16 protein-coding genes are annotated in these 16215 nt (G+C 67.4%); 14 read left to right on the top strand and 2 right to left on the bottom strand.

Going from position 1 to position 16215, the window contains the following annotated elements; all coding sequences use genetic code 11:
• Positions 1–12: 12 nt before the first annotated feature.
• The 11 genes from KQ297_RS01125 to cbbX all read left to right on the top strand — a co-directional run bounded on the left by KQ297_RS01125 (position 13) and on the right by cbbX (position 11632).
• Complete coding sequence (locus tag KQ297_RS01125; protein WP_259737800.1) at positions 13–2451, top strand: CsoS2 family carboxysome shell protein; 2439 nt, start codon at positions 13–15, stop codon at positions 2449–2451.
• A 38-nt stretch (positions 2452–2489) separates the two neighbouring features.
• Positions 2490–4052 carry a carboxysome shell carbonic anhydrase gene (locus KQ297_RS01130; RefSeq protein ID WP_259737801.1) on the top strand — a complete coding sequence of 521 codons (1563 nt, stop codon included), beginning with the start codon at positions 2490–2492 and terminating at the stop codon, positions 4050–4052.
• 1 nt (position 4053) lies between these two features.
• Entirely contained in the window at positions 4054–4338 is a 285-nt protein-coding gene (locus tag KQ297_RS01135; protein ID WP_259737802.1) for a carboxysome peptide A, read from the top strand.
• Positions 4338–4589, top strand: a complete 252-nt coding sequence (locus KQ297_RS01140) for a carboxysome peptide B (protein ID WP_185465335.1) — start codon at positions 4338–4340, stop codon at positions 4587–4589. Before KQ297_RS01135 ends, KQ297_RS01140 begins: the two co-directional genes overlap by 1 nt.
• A 49-nt stretch (positions 4590–4638) precedes the next feature.
• A complete protein-coding gene (locus KQ297_RS12725; RefSeq protein ID WP_311133968.1) occupies positions 4639–5190 on the top strand; it encodes a BMC domain-containing protein in 552 nt (183 codons plus the stop codon).
• Between the two features lie 5 nt (positions 5191–5195).
• The gene (locus tag KQ297_RS01150) at positions 5196–5666 is read left to right on the top strand and encodes a ferritin-like domain-containing protein (protein ID WP_259737803.1); all 471 of its coding nucleotides are present in this window, start codon (positions 5196–5198) and stop codon (positions 5664–5666) included.
• A gap of 132 nt (positions 5667–5798) precedes the next feature.
• On the top strand, positions 5799–7643 hold the full coding sequence (locus tag KQ297_RS01155) for an NAD(P)H-quinone oxidoreductase subunit F (RefSeq protein ID WP_259737804.1): 1845 nt from the start codon (positions 5799–5801) through the stop codon (positions 7641–7643).
• Positions 7644–7668: 25 nt separating this feature from the next.
• Positions 7669–9213 carry an NADH-quinone oxidoreductase subunit M gene (locus KQ297_RS01160; RefSeq protein ID WP_259737805.1) on the top strand — a complete coding sequence of 515 codons (1545 nt, stop codon included), beginning with the start codon at positions 7669–7671 and terminating at the stop codon, positions 9211–9213.
• Positions 9210–10454 carry a CO2 hydration protein gene (locus tag KQ297_RS01165; protein WP_259737806.1) on the top strand — a complete coding sequence of 415 codons (1245 nt, stop codon included), beginning with the start codon at positions 9210–9212 and terminating at the stop codon, positions 10452–10454. Before KQ297_RS01160 ends, KQ297_RS01165 begins: the two co-directional genes overlap by 4 nt.
• A 9-nt stretch (positions 10455–10463) precedes the next feature.
• Positions 10464–10712, top strand: coding sequence for a 4a-hydroxytetrahydrobiopterin dehydratase (locus tag KQ297_RS01170; protein ID WP_259737807.1), 249 nt, complete (start codon positions 10464–10466; stop codon positions 10710–10712).
• Positions 10709–11632 carry a CbbX protein gene (cbbX, locus tag KQ297_RS01175; RefSeq protein ID WP_259737808.1) on the top strand — a complete coding sequence of 308 codons (924 nt, stop codon included), beginning with the start codon at positions 10709–10711 and terminating at the stop codon, positions 11630–11632. The genes KQ297_RS01170 and cbbX overlap by 4 nt, the downstream gene beginning before the upstream one ends.
• 3 nt (positions 11633–11635) lie before the next feature.
• Here the strand turns inward: cbbX and dnaA are convergent, their stop codons facing one another.
• Positions 11636–13114, bottom strand: coding sequence for a chromosomal replication initiator protein DnaA (dnaA, locus tag KQ297_RS01180; RefSeq protein WP_370593385.1), 1479 nt, complete (start codon positions 13112–13114; stop codon positions 11636–11638).
• A 54-nt stretch (positions 13115–13168) separates the two neighbouring features.
• Here dnaA and KQ297_RS01185 point away from each other — a divergent pair, with 54 nt between their 5' ends.
• The 3 genes from KQ297_RS01185 to KQ297_RS01195 are packed head-to-tail and all read left to right on the top strand — an operon-like array spanning position 13169 to position 15677.
• Positions 13169–14326 (top strand): trypsin-like peptidase domain-containing protein, encoded by a 1158-nt coding sequence (locus KQ297_RS01185; protein WP_259737829.1) that lies wholly within the window; start codon positions 13169–13171, stop codon positions 14324–14326.
• Positions 14323–14970, top strand: a complete 648-nt coding sequence (locus KQ297_RS01190; protein ID WP_259737809.1) for a TIGR04282 family arsenosugar biosynthesis glycosyltransferase — start codon at positions 14323–14325, stop codon at positions 14968–14970. The genes KQ297_RS01185 and KQ297_RS01190 overlap by 4 nt, the downstream gene beginning before the upstream one ends.
• The gene (locus tag KQ297_RS01195; RefSeq protein WP_259737810.1) at positions 14967–15677 is read left to right on the top strand and encodes a TIGR04283 family arsenosugar biosynthesis glycosyltransferase; all 711 of its coding nucleotides are present in this window, start codon (positions 14967–14969) and stop codon (positions 15675–15677) included. Before KQ297_RS01190 ends, KQ297_RS01195 begins: the two co-directional genes overlap by 4 nt.
• Before the next feature lie 25 nt (positions 15678–15702).
• On the opposite strand, the gene KQ297_RS01200 is transcribed toward KQ297_RS01195, so the two are convergent.
• Positions 15703–16191 carry a GNAT family N-acetyltransferase gene (locus KQ297_RS01200; protein WP_259737811.1) on the bottom strand — a complete coding sequence of 163 codons (489 nt, stop codon included), beginning with the start codon at positions 16189–16191 and terminating at the stop codon, positions 15703–15705.
• Positions 16192–16215 lie beyond the last annotated feature (24 nt).

Genomic DNA, 16215 nt, shown 5'->3' on the forward strand with positions numbered 1-16215 from the left:
CACAGGGCGGACATGGCATCTCAATCCAGTCGCGAAGCGGCCCTTGCGCGCCGAATGGCGCTCTCCACGGCCGGTAAAACGGCGGAGAAGAGGTATGCCAACAGTGCCAACCGCACCCGCAGTGCGGCCGAAGCGCGACCCAGCCGCTCCACGCCGGTGATGCCCGTCAGCCGCGAAGCTGAGCCCATCAGCCCCGCCCGCGAGCCAAGGTCTTCCCGCCCCTCGGCCCGCTCCCAGCCCCTGTTCGGCTCCAGCGCCGGGGGATCCTCGAGCCCTTCGCGCACCATCAGCCGCTCGGCGATCAGCAACCCCAGCCGGGAACTGGTGCTGGCCCGGCGTGAAGCCCTCAGCAAGCGTGGCAAGCGCGCCGACACCAGCAAGGACCGCAGCCGTGATGGGAGCTCCCGCCCCGGTGCCACCACAGCCAGGCCGGAAGTGACTCCTGAACCCAGCGCTGGCACCTCCAGCCTTCCCACCCTGTCCCTGGGCAGCGGTCCTGCAAGTTCCGGCGGTGATCGCCGCAGCAACGGCAGCCGGCCCACGAGCAAGCGCTCCGCCCAGTTCAACCCCAGCCGCGCCATCGTCATGGCACGCCGGGAAGCGCTCTCCAAGCGCGGCAAATCCGCCTCCACCAACAGCTCCAGTGGCACCGCAGCGGTGGTGCGCCAGTCGAACCCCGATATCAGCAGCCGGGAACTGGCCCACCGCATTCGCGATCTCAAGAGCAAGAACGGCGCAGGTGCTGTCTGCCGGGGCACCGGAGTCACCCGGCCCACGGGGCCACGTCGCAGGGCCGAGAAGGTGGCCGGAGCCCAGGATGCCAGCTGGAAAGTGGGAGCCAGTGAAACCATGCGCGGCCAGGTGGTGACCGGCACCCAGGCCAACCGCTCCGAGAAGACCACCGGCAACGAGGCCAGCACCTGCCGCCCGGTCACGGGCACCGACTACATGGGTGCGGAAATCTTCCGCAGCTTCTGCCAGAGCGAGCCCGAACCGCTGCAACCCGCCAAGGTCCGCGTCACGGCCACCAGCCATGGCAACCGGGTCACCGGCAACGAAGTGGGGCGCTCAGGCAAGGTCACCGGCGATGAACCCGGGACCTGCAAGAGCATCACCGGCACGGAGTACATCGCGGCCAACCAGGCGGAAGCCTTCTGCGGCACCACCTCCGTGAGTCCCCGCAAGGTCGGCCTCAGCCAGACCGTTGCCGGGCGCCCCGTTTCGGGGGTGATGGTGGGACGCTCCGAGCGGGTCACCGGCGATGAGCACGGCGCCGGCATTCAGCCCACCGGCACCCAGTACGTGGGCTCCGACTCGATCACGACCCCCGGCGAAGCACCGGCCAAGGTGGCCAGCGTTCAGACCCTGCGTGGCACGGGGATCACCGGGACGCTCGTGGGTCGCAGCGACAAGGTCACCGGTGACGAGCCCGGCTCCTGCCGCCGCGTCACCGGTGACGAATACATCGGCAGCCAGCAGTACCAGAACTTCTGCGGCGGCCGCCCGGAACCCGAGGCGGCCAAGGTGGGCTTCAGCCTCACCAACAAGCAGCTGATCGTCTCCGGTACCAACACCGGTCGCTCCTCCAGGGTCACCGGTGATGAGCCCGGCACCTGCAAGGCCGTCACGGGCACCCCCTACGCCGGCCTGGAGCAGGCCAGCGCCTGGTGCGATGCCGGCTCGGTCCGCTCCATCCGCCAGCGGACCCCGGCCCGCACCGGCACCCCCGGTCCTCGCCTCAGTGGCCTGCAACCCGGTATCGGTGGGGTGATGACCGGTGCCTCCAAGGGCGCCTGTGAACCGGTCTCCGGCACCCCCTACGTGGGCGTCGATCAGTACAACGAAGCCTGCAGCGCCGCGCAGGGCCATGAAGCTGATTTCCCCCAGCCGCTGGAAGCCCAGCCCTGGCAGGAGTTCAGCGTGCAATCACCGGCCCGCGCCGCCCATCAGCAACGGGAGCGCAGCTCCGCCGTCACCGGCACCCGCTACGAAACCAGCGCCAGAATCACCGGCCCTTTTGATCTGGCCGGTGGCAAGGTCACCGGCACCGAGCAGGCTCGCTTCGACAACCGCGGCCCCCAGCCGCTCACCCCGGTGCGGCGTCAGACCTCCGTTCTGCCCTCCCGCCCCCCGGTGGATGCGCCGGCTTCCAGTGCCCCCGTCAGCGTTGATGAAGATGTCAGGCCCACCAGCCGTGTCACCGGTGAAGGCATCTCCGCCGGCCTGAACATCACCGGTGACGACTGGGATCGGGGCAAGAGGGTCACAGGCACAGAAGGGGCCTCGGCCCGCCGGCGCAACCCCACCCGCACGGGGCCAATGTCGGCGATGTCCAACATCCCCCTCAAGCGCAATGACGAGGTGATGCAACCGGTCAGCCGCGTCACGGGCTCCAGCGGCAACACCGACAAGGGTTCGCTGATCACCGTCTCCGGCGGTGCCCGCGGCTGATTCCCCTCCCCCGTCCCACCCTGTCGCAGCACTGAACCTTGCCCCGCCCCCGCCGCTACGGCTCCGCCGAGAGGCCCCTGGCTCCCACTGCACCAGCACGCCGTCCCGCCTCCAGCTTCAGGCTCTCCGGTTCAATCCCTGGAGGGCGAAGCCATGCCGCCAACGCGGTTGAGCGTCACCCGCTCACCGATGGGGCCGCCAACGCTCGCCTCGAGGCCTACGACAGCCAGGTGAAGGGTTGCTTCGATCGGATCGTGCCGGTGCTCAAGCGGCTTTCGGCCCTCCAGCACGACGATGATTTCGTGGAGGAGGCTCAGCGTCATGCCCGCAGGGAGCTTGGCCACGAGCTTCCGCCGCCGATCCTGGAATCGGCCTGGGTCACCCAGCTCGACATGCGCAGCCTGTTCGCCTGGTGCCTGTTCAAGGCCTATGAAGAGGTCAGCTCCTCCTTCTTCCGCGACGACCCACTTCAGGGTCGGGACGGCAGCGAAAGCTCCGAGGCCTTCAACGCGTTCCTCCTCTCCTGTGGTTTTCACCTGCTGGATGTGAGTCCCTGCGCCGATGGGCGCCTGGCCCATGCCATCGCCTACGCCCTGCGCATTCCCTTCGGTTCGGTGCGTCGCCGGCCCCATGCCGGGGCCATGTTCGATGTGGAGAACACCGTCGACCGCTGGGTGCGCACCGAGCATCTGCGCTTCCGGGAGGCTCGCCCCAACGGCGCCCATGAGCCCACCCGTTACCTGAAGGTGGTGGTGTATCACTTCAGCTCCCGGGATCCCCGCCATGAAGGCTGTGCCGCCCATGGCTCCAACGATGTCGCCGCCGCCGCCGCTGGCCTGCAACGTCTGCAGGAGTTCCGGCAGGCGGTGGAGAACAGCTTCTGCTGTGGGGCCTCCGTCGATCTGTTGCTGATCGGGCTGGACACCGACACCGATGCCATCCGGGTGCATGTTCCCGATGTCAGCGGTCACACCGATCTGGAGCACTGGCTCGACGCCCTCGATCTGCATGCCGCCACCCTGGCGCTCTCGCCCGAGGCTGCCAGGGACAGGCTCCTGGCCCTGGTGCTGGCCGCCCGCTCAGACAGTGGTGAGCAGGGGAGCGGGCTGGCGGTTGATCCAGGCATGGCCCGGTTGATCGCGCGCCTGATCGAGCACAACATCTCCCAGATCGACTTCGTGCGTGCCTACCACCACGGGGCCTACGCCGACGCGGGCCATGCCGAGCGCTTCATTGGGGTCGGCATCGGCTTCAAGGAGATTCATCTCCGCAATCTCACCTACTTCGCCCACATGGACACCGTCGAGGAAGGGGCTGCCGATCTCGACGTGGGCGTCAAGATCTTCACGGGACTGAACGTGTCCCGCGGCCTGCCTATCCCGGTGGTGATCCGTTTCGACTACCACGGCAGTGTTCCCGGGGCCCGCGATCGTGCCGTGCTCTACTGCCGGCGCACCGATGAAGCCATTCAGAACCGCTACCCCGAGCTCGTGGCCAGCGGCCAGTTGCACACGTTGCTCAGCGTGCGCGATCGGGATCAGCACAGCCCCGCTGAAACGGTAGGGTCCTCGATCAGGCTGGAAACAGGCGGAGGCCATTGAGATGCTGATCTGCAGGGTTCTCAAGCCGCTGGTGTCCACCAATCGGATCCCAGAATTCGAGCACAAGCACCTTCAGGTGGTGCTGGATGGCAGTTCCCAGAAGGTGGCTGTCGACGCCGTGGGGTGCATTCCCGGCGACTGGGTGATCTGTGTGGGCAGTTCCGCCGCCCGCGAAGCCGCCGGCAGCAAGTCTTACCCGAGCGATCTCACCATCGTGGGGATCATCGACCACTGGGATCCCGATGCGGGCAAACCCAACCCGGCACCCTCTCCGGGAGCAGGCTGATGGAAATCATGCAAGTCACCGGCTCCCTGGTCTGCAGCCAACGTGTTGAGGGCCTGCTCCACTGGCAGTTGCGCATCCTGCGCTCCAACAAGGGCAAGTTGATGGTCGCCGTCGACCCGGTCGGAGCCTCACCCGGCAACTGGGTGTTCACCGCCAGTGGCTCCGCCGCCCGCTTCGCCTCCGGCAACCCCGAGACCCAGACCGACCTGACCATCGCGGGGATCATTGATCTCTGGGATCCAGACGGTTGATCCCCTTCGCCCGCCCGTCTTCTCCGCCGTCGTCCCCCCAGCTCGATCCATGGCCACACCCTCCTCCCGCCAACCCTCCTCCCGGCGCACCAGTGCCAGCAGTGGTGTGAGCCGAGCTGCAGCCGCCAAGGCTCTTCCCGCTTCAGCAAGCACCCCTCCCCCTGCCGACAGCCCCGTGGACCCGCCTACCCCCTCAGGTTCATCCACATCCGCTGGTCCACCAGCGGCCAAGGCCACCGGCAGCTCCGGCGGCTCCACCCCTCCCTCCAAGTCCTCCTCCTCTCCCAAAGCCATGGCTTCGACCCCGCACGGCATCGCTCTCGGCATGATCGAAACCCGTGGCCTCGTCCCCGCCATCGAGGCGGCGGACGCCATGACCAAGGCCGCTGAAGTCACGATGATCTCGCGTGAATTCGTGGGTGGCGGCTATGTGACCGTGATGGTGCGGGGCGAGACAGGCGCGGTCAACGCCGCGGTGCGCGCCGGTGCCGATGCCTGTGAGCGCGTCGGCGACGGCCTGGTGGCCGCCCACATCATTGCCCGCCCCCACAGCGAACTGGAGCCGGTGCTCGCCTTCAGTGGCGCTGAGCGCAGGAGCTGATCGGCATGGAGACCGTTCACCCAAGGGTGCTGGGCTACCTGGGACGGGCTCTGAGCCTCGAACTCTCCGCGGTTCAGCAGTACATGACCCAGGCCTCCCTGCTTGCGCTCTGGGGGGATGCCGCCTCCGCCGACCGTTTCCGCCAGGAGACGGTCGAGGAGATGCAGCACGCCGAGCGGCTGGTGCAGCAGATGCTGCGTCTCGGCGTGGCCCCGGCCGCGTCCCAGCTGAAGCCGGTGAGCACCGCCCGCGATCTGATCGGGTTGCTTCGCCTCAACATCGTGCTGGAGGACGAACTGATCCAGCACTACGCCGAGGCCAACCGCTTCTGCCTGCTGGTGGGTGATCAGGCCAATGCCCAGTTCTTCCACGACCTCTGGCAGGAGGAAGCCCAGCATGGTGAGGAGCTTGAGGCCTGGGTCCAGGACCTGGCGGGCCTGGAGCGTTCCAGGTCCTCCCAGCGGGTCACCTTCTGAGCCTGCTGTCCGGTGCCTGGGAGGCGGGGATTCGGCATCGGATCAGTGACGGTGCACGACGAAGCGCGCCACAACTGGATTCAGCTGGCGTCCTGGCCTTGAATTGTCGGCCAGCAGTCGTTTCAGTTCTCCTTGCCCACGGCTCTCCCCCTGCCCGTTCAGCTGGCCTGGCTGATTCCGATCTACGGCTTCCTCGGAGTGGGCCTGGCGTTGCCCTGGGCCTGCGGCTGGTTCCGTCTCACCGGACCGAGGCCCGCCGCATACCTCAACATCCTGGTCACGCTGCTGGCCTTTCTGCACGGCAGCCTGCTGATGGTGATCGTGCTGCGCGATGGCAGTTACAGCCTCAGCCACGACTGGTTTCAGACCGCTGATCTGCAGCTCCGGCTGAGCTTCGAACTCTCTCCCACCAGCCTGGCCAGCCTGGAGCTGGTCACGGGGCTGAGTCTGCTGGCTCAGGTGTTCGCCCTGGGCTATCTGGACAAGGAGTGGTCGCTGGCCCGGTTCTACGGGCTGGTGGGCTTCTTTGAAGGAGCCATGGCCGGCGTGGTGCTCTCCAGCTCCCTGTTCCTCACCTATTTCCTGCTGGAGATGCTCACGCTCTCCACTTACCTGCTGGTGGGGTTCTGGTATGCCCAGCCCCTGGTGGTCACCGCCGCCCGCGATGCCTTCCTCACCAAGCGGGTCGGCGATGTGCTGCTGCTGATGGGCGTGGTTGCGCTGTCGGCCTGGGCCGGAGTGATGACGTTCGAGGACCTCTACAGCTGGGTCCCCCAGGCCGGTCTTTCTCCTCTGGCCGGCAATCTGCTCGGTCTCGGGCTGATCGCCGGACCCTTGGGTAAATGCGCCCAGTTCCCGATGCACCTCTGGCTGGATGAGGCCATGGAGGGCCCCAACCCCGCCTCGATCCTGCGCAATTCGGTGGTGGTCACCTGCGGGGCCCTGGTGCTGCTGCGGCTGATGCCGATCCTGCAGCTCTCGCCCCTGAGCCTGGCGGTGCTGGTGGCTCTGGGATCGATCACAGCAGTGGGCGGGTCGCTGGTGGCGATCGCCCAGGCCGACATCAAACGCACGCTCTCCTACACCACCAGCGCGTACATGGGCCTGGTGTTCGTGGCCATCGCCCTGCAGCTGCCCGCCATCGCCCTGCTGCTGCTCTTTGCCCATGCCGTGGCCAAGGCGCTGCTGTTCATGAGCGTGGGCAGCGTGATCGCCACCACCAACTGCCAGGACCTCTCGGAACTGGGGGGAATGGGCAGCCGCATGCCTGCCACCACCCTGGCCTTCCTGGTGGGTGGGGCCGGATGCACGGCCCTGGTGCCCCTGGGCTGCTTCTGGGCGTTCGCCCTGACTGTGGAGGCGCTGGGGCGGACGGCTCCGGCCCTGGCCGCCATCGTGCTGATCACCAACAGTCTCACCCTGGTGAATCTCACCCGGGTGTTCAGGCTGGTGTTCCTGGGTCCCTCCCAGCCCAAAACCAGACGCGCCCCTGAAGCCAACTGGTCGATGGCCGTGCCGATGGTGGCGCTCACCGTGCTGGTGCTGGTGACCCCCTGGATCATGGCCCGCATCGATCCGGTCCCTGGCCTGGCCTCCTTCTCGCCCCAGGTGCTCGGTTGGCTGATTCTCAGCAGTGTGCTGGGGCTGGTGATCGGCAGCAGGATTCCCCTGCACAAGGCCTGGTCGCGGCCGATCCAGTCCTATTGGCGGGTGGTGCAGGACCTGCTGGCCTTCGACTTCTACACCGATCGGATTTACCGGGTCACGATCGTGGCTCTGGTGGCCAATCTGGCCATGGCGATCGACTGGTTCGACCGCAGGGTGGTGGATGGGTTGGTCAACAGGCTGGGGCGGCTGTCGCTGGCCAGTGCCGAGGGACTGCGGCTGGGGGTGAGCGGCCAGATGCAGACGTACGTGCTCACGGGGGTGGTGGCGATCGTGCTGCTGCTCACCTCGATGTCCTGGCTGCTGCGATGACTGCCACCACTCGTGGAGAGAGCCGATGCTGAGCGCCCTGCTGCTGATCCCCCTTGTGGGGGCCCTGCTCCTGCTGGTTTGGCCTGGAGACCCTGAGCCTCAGCGGTGGAGGTTGGCCACCCTGGCCCTGCTGGGGCTGCAGTTGTTCTGGTCGCTGGCGGTGCTGCTGCGCTTCGATCCAGCGATCGGCGGGCCCCAGCTGCTGGAGGTGGCCCCCTGGGTGGGAACGCTCGGACTCGAATACCGGCTGGGGGTGGATGGCCTCTCCCTGCCGCTGGTGCTGATCAATGGTGTGCTGAGTTTTGTGGCCGTGGCCGTGACGGCGGCAGACACCAGCCGTCCTCGTCTGTATCACGCCCTGCTGCTGCTGATCAGCGGAGCGGTGAACGGGGCTTTTCTGGCCCAGAACACCCTGCTCTTCTTCCTGTTCTATGAGCTGGAGCTGATCCCGCTCTGGCTGCTGATCGCCATCTGGGGCGGCCGCAACCGTGCCTATGCCGCCACCAAATTTCTGATCTTCACAGCCCTCTCGGGGATGTTGATTCTCGGGGCCTTCTTCGGGCTGGCCCTGGCCACGGGCAGTGCCGATTTCAGCTTCAACCCCCTGCTCGCCCAGGACGTGGGCCTGGGGGTCCAGCTGCTGCTGCTGGGGGCGCTGCTGGTGGGATTCGGCATCAAGATTCCACTGGTGCCCTTTCACACCTGGCTGCCGGATGCCCACACCGAAGCCTCCACTCCGGTGTCGGTGCTGCTGGCCGGGGTGCTGCTCAAGCTGGGTACCTACGGCCTGCTGCGTTTCTGCCTCGGCCTCTTCCCCGAGGCCTGGGGGGTGGTGGCACCCTGGCTGGCGGGCTGGGCGGCCCTGTCGGTGCTGTTCGGTTCCCTGGCGGCGATTCAGCAGCAGGACATGAAACGGATGGTGGCCTACAGCTCGGTAGGTCACATGGGCTATGTGCTGCTGGCGGCGGCCGCCGCCACTCCGGTGAGCCTGCAGGGGGCCCTCTTCCAGATGATCAGCCACGGGCTGATCTCCGCTTTGCTGTTCCTGCTGGTGGGTGTGGTCTACAGCGCCACCGGTACCCGCGACATGAACGTGTTGCGGGGGCTGCTCAATCCCCAGCGGGGGCTTCCCCTCACCGGTTCGCTGATGGTGGTGGGCGTGATGGCCAGCGCCGGCATCCCCGGCATGGCCGGCTTCGTGGCGGAGTTTCTGGTCTTCCGCGGCAGTCTGGTGGCCTTCCCTCTGCAGACCCTGCTCTGCATGGTGGGCTCGGGCCTGACGGCGGTCTACTTCCTGCTGCTGGTGAACCGGGCCTTCTTCGGGCGACTCGACACTCCCCCGACCATCCGGCAGGTTGTGCTGCCTTCGATCCCCTTGGGTCACCAGATTCCCGCCATGGCCCTGGCCGTGGCCATCCTGGCCATCGGGTTGCTGCCCCAGGGTCTGGGCAGCCTGATGGAGCGGAGCTCCTTCGCTCTGACCCTGCCGCCCCGGATGATCGCCGCCAGCCTGGATTCAGCCATCTCCTCAGCCACCACCACACCCGCCATCCGCCAGGAGCAGGGATGAACCAGCCCACCATCGGCCTCGCGCACCACTGCGGCCCATCCCAGGGCCAGGGCCAGCTTCAGGGCCCGGAAGGGGATGCCCAGCTGCTGATCGAGCGGCTGCTGAGCGGCATGACCCTGCTGGAGGAGTCGAGCGACCATGTGCTGGAGGTGGTGGCCGTGCTCGAGAGCTATGGCCACGTGCTCGATGCCTACAGCCTCAACCTGATTCACCAGGCCCAGCGCGAGTTCCTCAACCCGCTGCCGGTGTTCCGCTTCTTCAACGGCGCCCTCACCCCGGCTCGGCTCTGGCGCCATCTATTGCACGATCGGATCAACTTCGAGTACGCGGAGTATTGCCAGCGCTCGATGCTCTGGCATGGCACCGGCGGCCTCGACACCTACCTCGACAGCGAGGCCTTCCTCGCAACCTGCACCAGGGTGATCCGTCAGCGCTGCCGGCGCGACCCGTTGCTGGCGGCCCTGCAGCAGGGCTTTCCTGGCTTCCTGCCGGAGCAGATTCGCTCCTCCGCCACCGCCAGCGCCCTCGGGCAGTTCTGGCGGGTGATGAGTGATCTGTTTCTGGATCTGGCCAGGGCTCAGTGCAGCGGAGCGGTGAACTCCATCGCCGCGGTGGTGCGCTTCATTCAGGACGGGCTGGTGGCCGCTGCCGGCGCACCGATCACCTACTCCGTCGACGTGGGGGGAGTGGCCTTCGGAATCCTTCCGCCCGAGGCCGGCCTCACCTTCCTGGTGGATGTGGCGGTGCCCTACGTGGAAGCGGTGTTTCTGAGGGGCACACCCTTTCTGGGCACCGTGTCGTTCAACGCCCAGGCGCGTCAGATCCCCCACGACCAGAGCCAGTTCACCTACGGCGCTCTCTACGCCGATCCTCTGCCGACCATGGGGGCGGGCATCCCCCCCAGCCTGCTGATGCAGGACATGCGCCGTCACCTGCCTCCCGAGCTGGAGCAGCACTACGCCCTGGAGGGGCGGGGCCTGGGCGACCTCTACGTGAAAATCTGCACCAGCTTCCAGAAGGCGATGTTCTGTGTCACCAATGCCGCCATCGCCGGCACTTTCCCCCACCCCCTGACCAGCGAGGATCCGCTCGAGCGCGAGGCCAACCACGCCTATGCCGCCGCCTGGGTGGAGCGTCTCAGGATCGCCCGCATCGACTGCCTGCCCGCCACCGAGGTCGTGGCGCCGGAGGCCCTCGCCCGGGGCGGAATCGAGCTGGGGGCGAACCAAGGGCTGGGCTAGGTTTCGGCCATGGATCAGCCCTGGACCCACCGGCAGCGTCCCGAACGGCTGGAGCGCCGCATCGAGTTCGCCGACTACGAAACCACCCGAGTCTTCCTCGAGCGGCTCAACGATCTCTCTGAGCAGGAGAAGCGCTATCCCGATATCAGCTTCGGGCGCACCTATGTCAACCTGACTCTGAGGCCCCAGCAGGAGGACGGCGCCATCGAGGCTGTTGACCATGCCATCGCCGCAGCCATCGATGCTCTCCTGCCATGACGGAGGTCAGCGCCGATGACACCCCCGTCGATCTGCGCGCCGCCTACGACGGCACCGGGGTGAGTGAGGTGCTCGATCAACTCGATCGCGAGTTGATCGGACTGCGCCCGGTGAAAACCCGAATCCGTGAGATTGCCGCCCTGCTGGTGGTCGAGCGGGCTCGCAAGCAGGTGGGGCTCCCCACCGCGGCCCCGAGCCTGCACATGTCGTTCACCGGTCGACCGGGCACCGGCAAGACCACCGTGGCCGAGCGCATCTCCGAGATCCTGCACCGGCTGGGGTATGTGCGCAAGGGCCATCTCGTTACCGCCACCCGGGATGATCTGGTGGGTCAGTACATCGGCCACACTGCGCCAAAAACCCGTGACATGCTCAAGAAGGCGATGGGTGGTGTGTTGTTCATCGATGAGGCCTACTATCTCTACCGACCAGAGAATGAACGGGATTATGGCTCTGAAGCGATTGAGATCCTGCTGCAGGTGATGGAGAATAATCGCGATGATCTGGTGGTGATCTTCGCTGGTTACAAGGACAAGATGGATGTGTTCTATCAATCGAATCCAGGGCTTTCCTCGCGGGTGGCCAACCACATCGACTTTCCCGACTACACCGCCGCGGAGTTGCTCGCCATTGCCCAGCTGATCCTCGCCGCTGAGAGCTACCGCTTCGGCGATGAGGCCAAGGCCGCCTTCTATGAATACATCCAGCGGCGGATGCAGTTGCCCTTCTTCGCCAATGCCCGCTCGATCCGCAATGCCATCGACCGGGCGCGCATGCGTCAGGCCAACCGGCTCTTCAACCACATGGGGCGCGGCCTGACCAAGCTGGATCTGATCACGATCCAGGCCGAGGACATCACCGCCAGCAGGGTGTTTCAGGGGGAAGTGGAGGGGCTCGACCCCAGCCTGCCGCTCACCTGAACCTCAGCGCCGGCGGCGGCTGTCGATCTGAAGCAGATCACGGACCTGCTGCAGCTGACGGGCCAGGGAGGGATCGATGGCCAGCTTCTTCTCCACCTGCTCCACCGCATACATCACGGTGCTGTGGTCCTTGCCTCCGAAGACATCGCCGATGCGCGGCAGGCTCAGGTCGGTGCTCTGCCGGATCAGGTACATGCCCACCTGGCGGGCCTGGCTCACCGCCCGCTTGCGGCTGCTGCTGCGCATCTCCTCGCCGCTCACGCCAAACACCTCCGCCACTTTCTCCACCACCTGCTGAGGGGTGACCTGCACCTCATTGCCCACCGGATCGAGCATCGGCGCCACTGATTCAACCGTCATCGGCAGACCGGTGATGGAGGCGAAGGCCACCGCTCTTGTCAGGGCGCCCTCGAGCTCGCGGATGTTGGAGGTGAAACGGCCCGCCAGATACTGAATCAGGTCACGGGGCAGGGCCATGCGTTCCTGCTCTGCCTTCTTGTGCAGAATCGCCATGCGCGTTTCCAGATCCGGCGCCTGGATGTCGGCGATCAGGCCCATCGAGAAGCGGGAGATCAGCCGCTCCTGCAGCCGCGGAATCTGACTGGGGGGCCTGTCACTGGCGATCACGATCTGACGGCCGGCCTCGTGCAGGGCGTTGAAGGTGTGAAAGAACTCCTCCTGGGTGTACTCCTTCCCTTCGATGAACTGGATGTCATCCACCAGAATCAGATCCGCGGCGCGGTAGCGGTCGCGGAACTTCTGCATGCCGTCCTTGCGGATGGCCTGGATCAGGTCGTTGGTGAAGGTTTCGGTGGACACGTAGAAGACCCGGGCCTCCGGATCGATCTCCAGGCGGTAGTGGCCGATCGCCTGCATCAGGTGGGTCTTCCCCAGGCCGACGCCGCCGCAGAGGAAGAGCGGATTGAACTCACGTCCGGGCGCCTCGGCCACCGCCAGGGCCGCCGCGTGGGCCATGCGGCTGTTGGGACCCACCACGAAACGGTTGAAGACATACCGGGGGTTGAGACCGGGAGCCGGACGGCGGGGGGTCTCGCCGCTGGCGGTGGGGCCGGCGGAGCCAGCTGTGGCCCGCAGCACCGCCCCCGGCGAGGCACCGGCCACGGTCTGCTGGGCGCTGGACGGACGCTCGGCGGGGGCGGACCCATTGAGGGCCGCATCCATCTCCTGCACCGCCGCGGTTCCCACCTCCACCTGAATGGCCTGACCGGCAAGGTCGGTGGCCACCGCTGCGATCATGACCAGATAGTTCTTGCGCAGCCAACCGCTGGCGAAGCTGTTGGGAGCCTCCAGCTGCAGCTGTCCATCGGCATAGCCGGTGCAGCGGGCCGGGCGGATCCAGGTCTCGAATGTGGGCTTGCTGAGGTTGGCCTGCAGTGCCTCCTGGACGCGGTGCCACAGCTCCTGTCCCTGCTGCACCGTCCACCCCCCTCTCAGCCAGTGGCCGAATATAAGCAGCTTCACCGACGGGCTCAGTCTTTAATGAAGCGCTTCGCGGCCCAGCTCCGCTTCCATGCCATGACTCCCCACCGGCCCGATGGCCTTCCCGTGCGCCTGAGGGCTCTGGCCGCTGCGGGGCTCAGCGGAATCCTGCTGGGCAGCTGCGGGTTCCAGCTGCCGAACATGCCCGGTCTGCCCAAGCGCGCCCCAGATGCTCCGGGTCCCAGGGTCAGTGATGCCCCCCCCGCAGCGCCCCTGCAGGCCGGTAGGAACGTGATCGTCAGCGCTGCCGAGAAGGTCGGTCCGGCGGTGGTGCGCATCGACACGGTCAAGCGGGTGATCAACCCATTGGGGGGGCTGTTCGGCGGTGGTCCCTCGATCCAGCAGCAGCAGGGCCAGGGATCAGGCTTCATCACCCGCTCGGACGGGGTGATTCTCACCAACGCCCACGTAGTGGAGGGGACCAGTGAAGTGTCGGTGACCCTGCCGGACGGCCGCAGTTTCAACGGCAAGGTGCTGGGCGCCGATCCCCTCACCGACATCGCCGTGGTTCGGGTGGTGGCCCAGAAGCTGCCGGTGGCGCCCCTGGGGGATTCCAGCAATGTGCGCCCCGGTGAGTGGGCGATCGCGATCGGCAACCCCCTCGGCCTCGACAACACTGTGACCGCTGGCATCATCAGCGCGATCCAGCGCACCAACGCCATCGGCGAAGGCCAGCGGGTGCCCTACATCCAGACCGACGCAGCGGTGAATCCCGGCAACAGTGGCGGCCCACTGATCAACGACCGCGGCCAGGTGATCGGGGTGAACACCGCCATCCGCCAGGCTCCGGGGGCAGGCCTGAGCTTCGCGATCCCGATCAACCAGGCCAAGCAGATCGCCGCTCAGATCCTGGAGAAGGGGCGCGCCTCCCACCCCTACATCGGTGTGCGCCTTCAGGCGCTCACACCCCAGCTGGCGCGGGAGATCAATGCCACCTCCAGCGAGTGCCGCCTGCCGGAGACCGATGGGGTCGTGGTGGTGGAGGTGCTCAACGGCAGTCCGGCGGCCAAGGCGGGGTTGCAACCCTGTGATCTGATCGAGACTGTTGGTGGCCAGGCAGTCAAGAACCCCTCCGAGGTTCAGGTGGCCGTCGATCAGGGCAAGGTCGGCCAACCCCTGACGATCACCATCCGGCGGAGCTCAGGCAGCCGCACCATCACCCTCGAGCCGGCGGAGCTGCCATCCAGCGAGTGAACCCTGCGACGGTGCGTCGGCCCTGGCGTCAGGTGGTGGTGATGGCCCGCTGGCCGGCCAGGGGTCGGTGCAAGAGCCGCCTGGGAGCAGGCATCGGCCTGGCGGCGGCTGCCCGCATTCAGCGGCGCCTGAGTGAGCACACCCTGGCGGCGGCCAGGCCCCTGGGACGAAGGGAGCACCAGCCTGGCTGGGGAACGGAGCTGGTGCTGGCGGTGGGCGGCCTGGGTCCCCGGGGGGCCAGACGCTGGGGGCAGAGCCTGGGGGCCGACCGGGCCGTGCTTCAGGGGGGTGGTGGCCTGGGCAGCCGGATGGTGCGCCAGCTGGCGCGGGCCTGCCGTGAGGGGGCCCGGCAGGTGCTGCTGATCGGCACCGATCTGCCCCTGCTGGCCACCGCCGATCTGGAGTCGGCATTCGCCGCCTTCGCAAGCCGTTCCCTGGTGCTCGGTCCCGCCAGCGATGGCGGCTACTGGCTGATTGGGCTGACGGGCCCTCAGCCCGGGTTGTTCAGCGGAATCCCCTGGGGCAGCGCCGATGTGCTGCGCCTCACCCTTGAGCGGGCACAGCAGCTGGGGCTGGAGCCGGTGCTGCTGGCACAACGGCAGGATCTCGACCGACCAGGGGATCTGGAGCCCTGGCTGGGGTGAGGACGCGGTCTGTGGCCCCCGGCAGCGTTGCTCCCCTGGCGGTGGTGATCCCGGCGCTGAACGAGGCCGCGCACCTGCCGGCCCTGCTGGCGGATCTGGCCATGGCTCCCGCCGGGCTGATCGAGACCTGGGTGGTGGATGGAGGCAGCCGCGACGGCAGCCCCTGCCTCTCGGCTCTGGCGGGTGCGCAGGTGGTGCACACAGCGGGCGGCCGGGGCTGCCAGCTGGTGAAGGGAGTGGCGCTCAGCACCGCCCCATGGCTGCTGTTGCTGCATGCCGATCTGCGCCTGCCGTGCCAGTGGTGGGCCGCTGTGGAGCGGGCCATGGCCGGCCCTGAATCTCCCTGGTGTTTTCGCCTCGGGATCCAGGGCGCTTCCCCGGCCCTGCGTCTGGTGGAGTGGGGCGTGAGGCTGCGCAGCGGCCCCGGGCAATTGCCCTACGGCGACCAGGGGCTGCTGCTGCCACGCCGGCTGCTGCAGCGCGCCGGTGGCTTGCGTGCCCTGCCGCTGATGGAGGATCTCGAGCTGGTGCTGCGCCTGCGCCGCCTGGGTCCCATCCGCGACCTGGGCCTGCCGGTGCAGGTGGATGGCCGCCGCTGGCGGCGCCTGGGGGTCTGGGGCGCCGCCTGGCGCAATGCCCGGCTGCGACGCGCCTGGCGCCGGGGTGTCGATCCCTCGATCCTGGCGGAGCGCTATTACCAGGCCTGAAACCGAGGATGGCTCCGGGCAGGCCTCAGGGGGAATACCAGAAGGCGCAGCGCCGCTGGTGCGGTTCCAGCTCCCAGCCCTGCGACTGATAGAAGCCCACCACTTCAGGATCGGCAAACAGGCTGACCCGGTCAACCTCCATCCGGCGCAGCTGCTCGAGCACGTAGTCCATCAGCTGCCGACCCAGGCCGGCACCTTGATAGAGCGGATGCACGGCCACATCCCAGACCGTGGCCTCCAGCACCCCATCACCGGTGCAGCGGGCGAATCCCACCAGCCGCGGCACCCGGGGGTCATGGCGCCAGAGGCCCACCCGCAGCAGGCTGTGCTGCAGGGCCTTGCGCACCCGCCGGATCGGGCGTCGGCTCCAGCCGACGGCATCGCAGAGCTGCTCGAGTTCCACCAGATCGATCTCCCGCTCCAGGCTGAGCACGAGCTCCAGCTGGGGGTTCGGACTGGGGCAACGCCGCCAGCCTGAACCGTAGAAGCTGGCGAGGAGCGGGTCAGTGTCCAAACCAGACGGCCGAGGCAACGCATT

Origin of the sequence: Synechococcus sp. CS-205 (genome assembly GCF_025128255.1) — a bacterium.
Lineage (GTDB): Bacteria > Cyanobacteriota > Cyanobacteriia > PCC-6307 > Cyanobiaceae > Regnicoccus_A.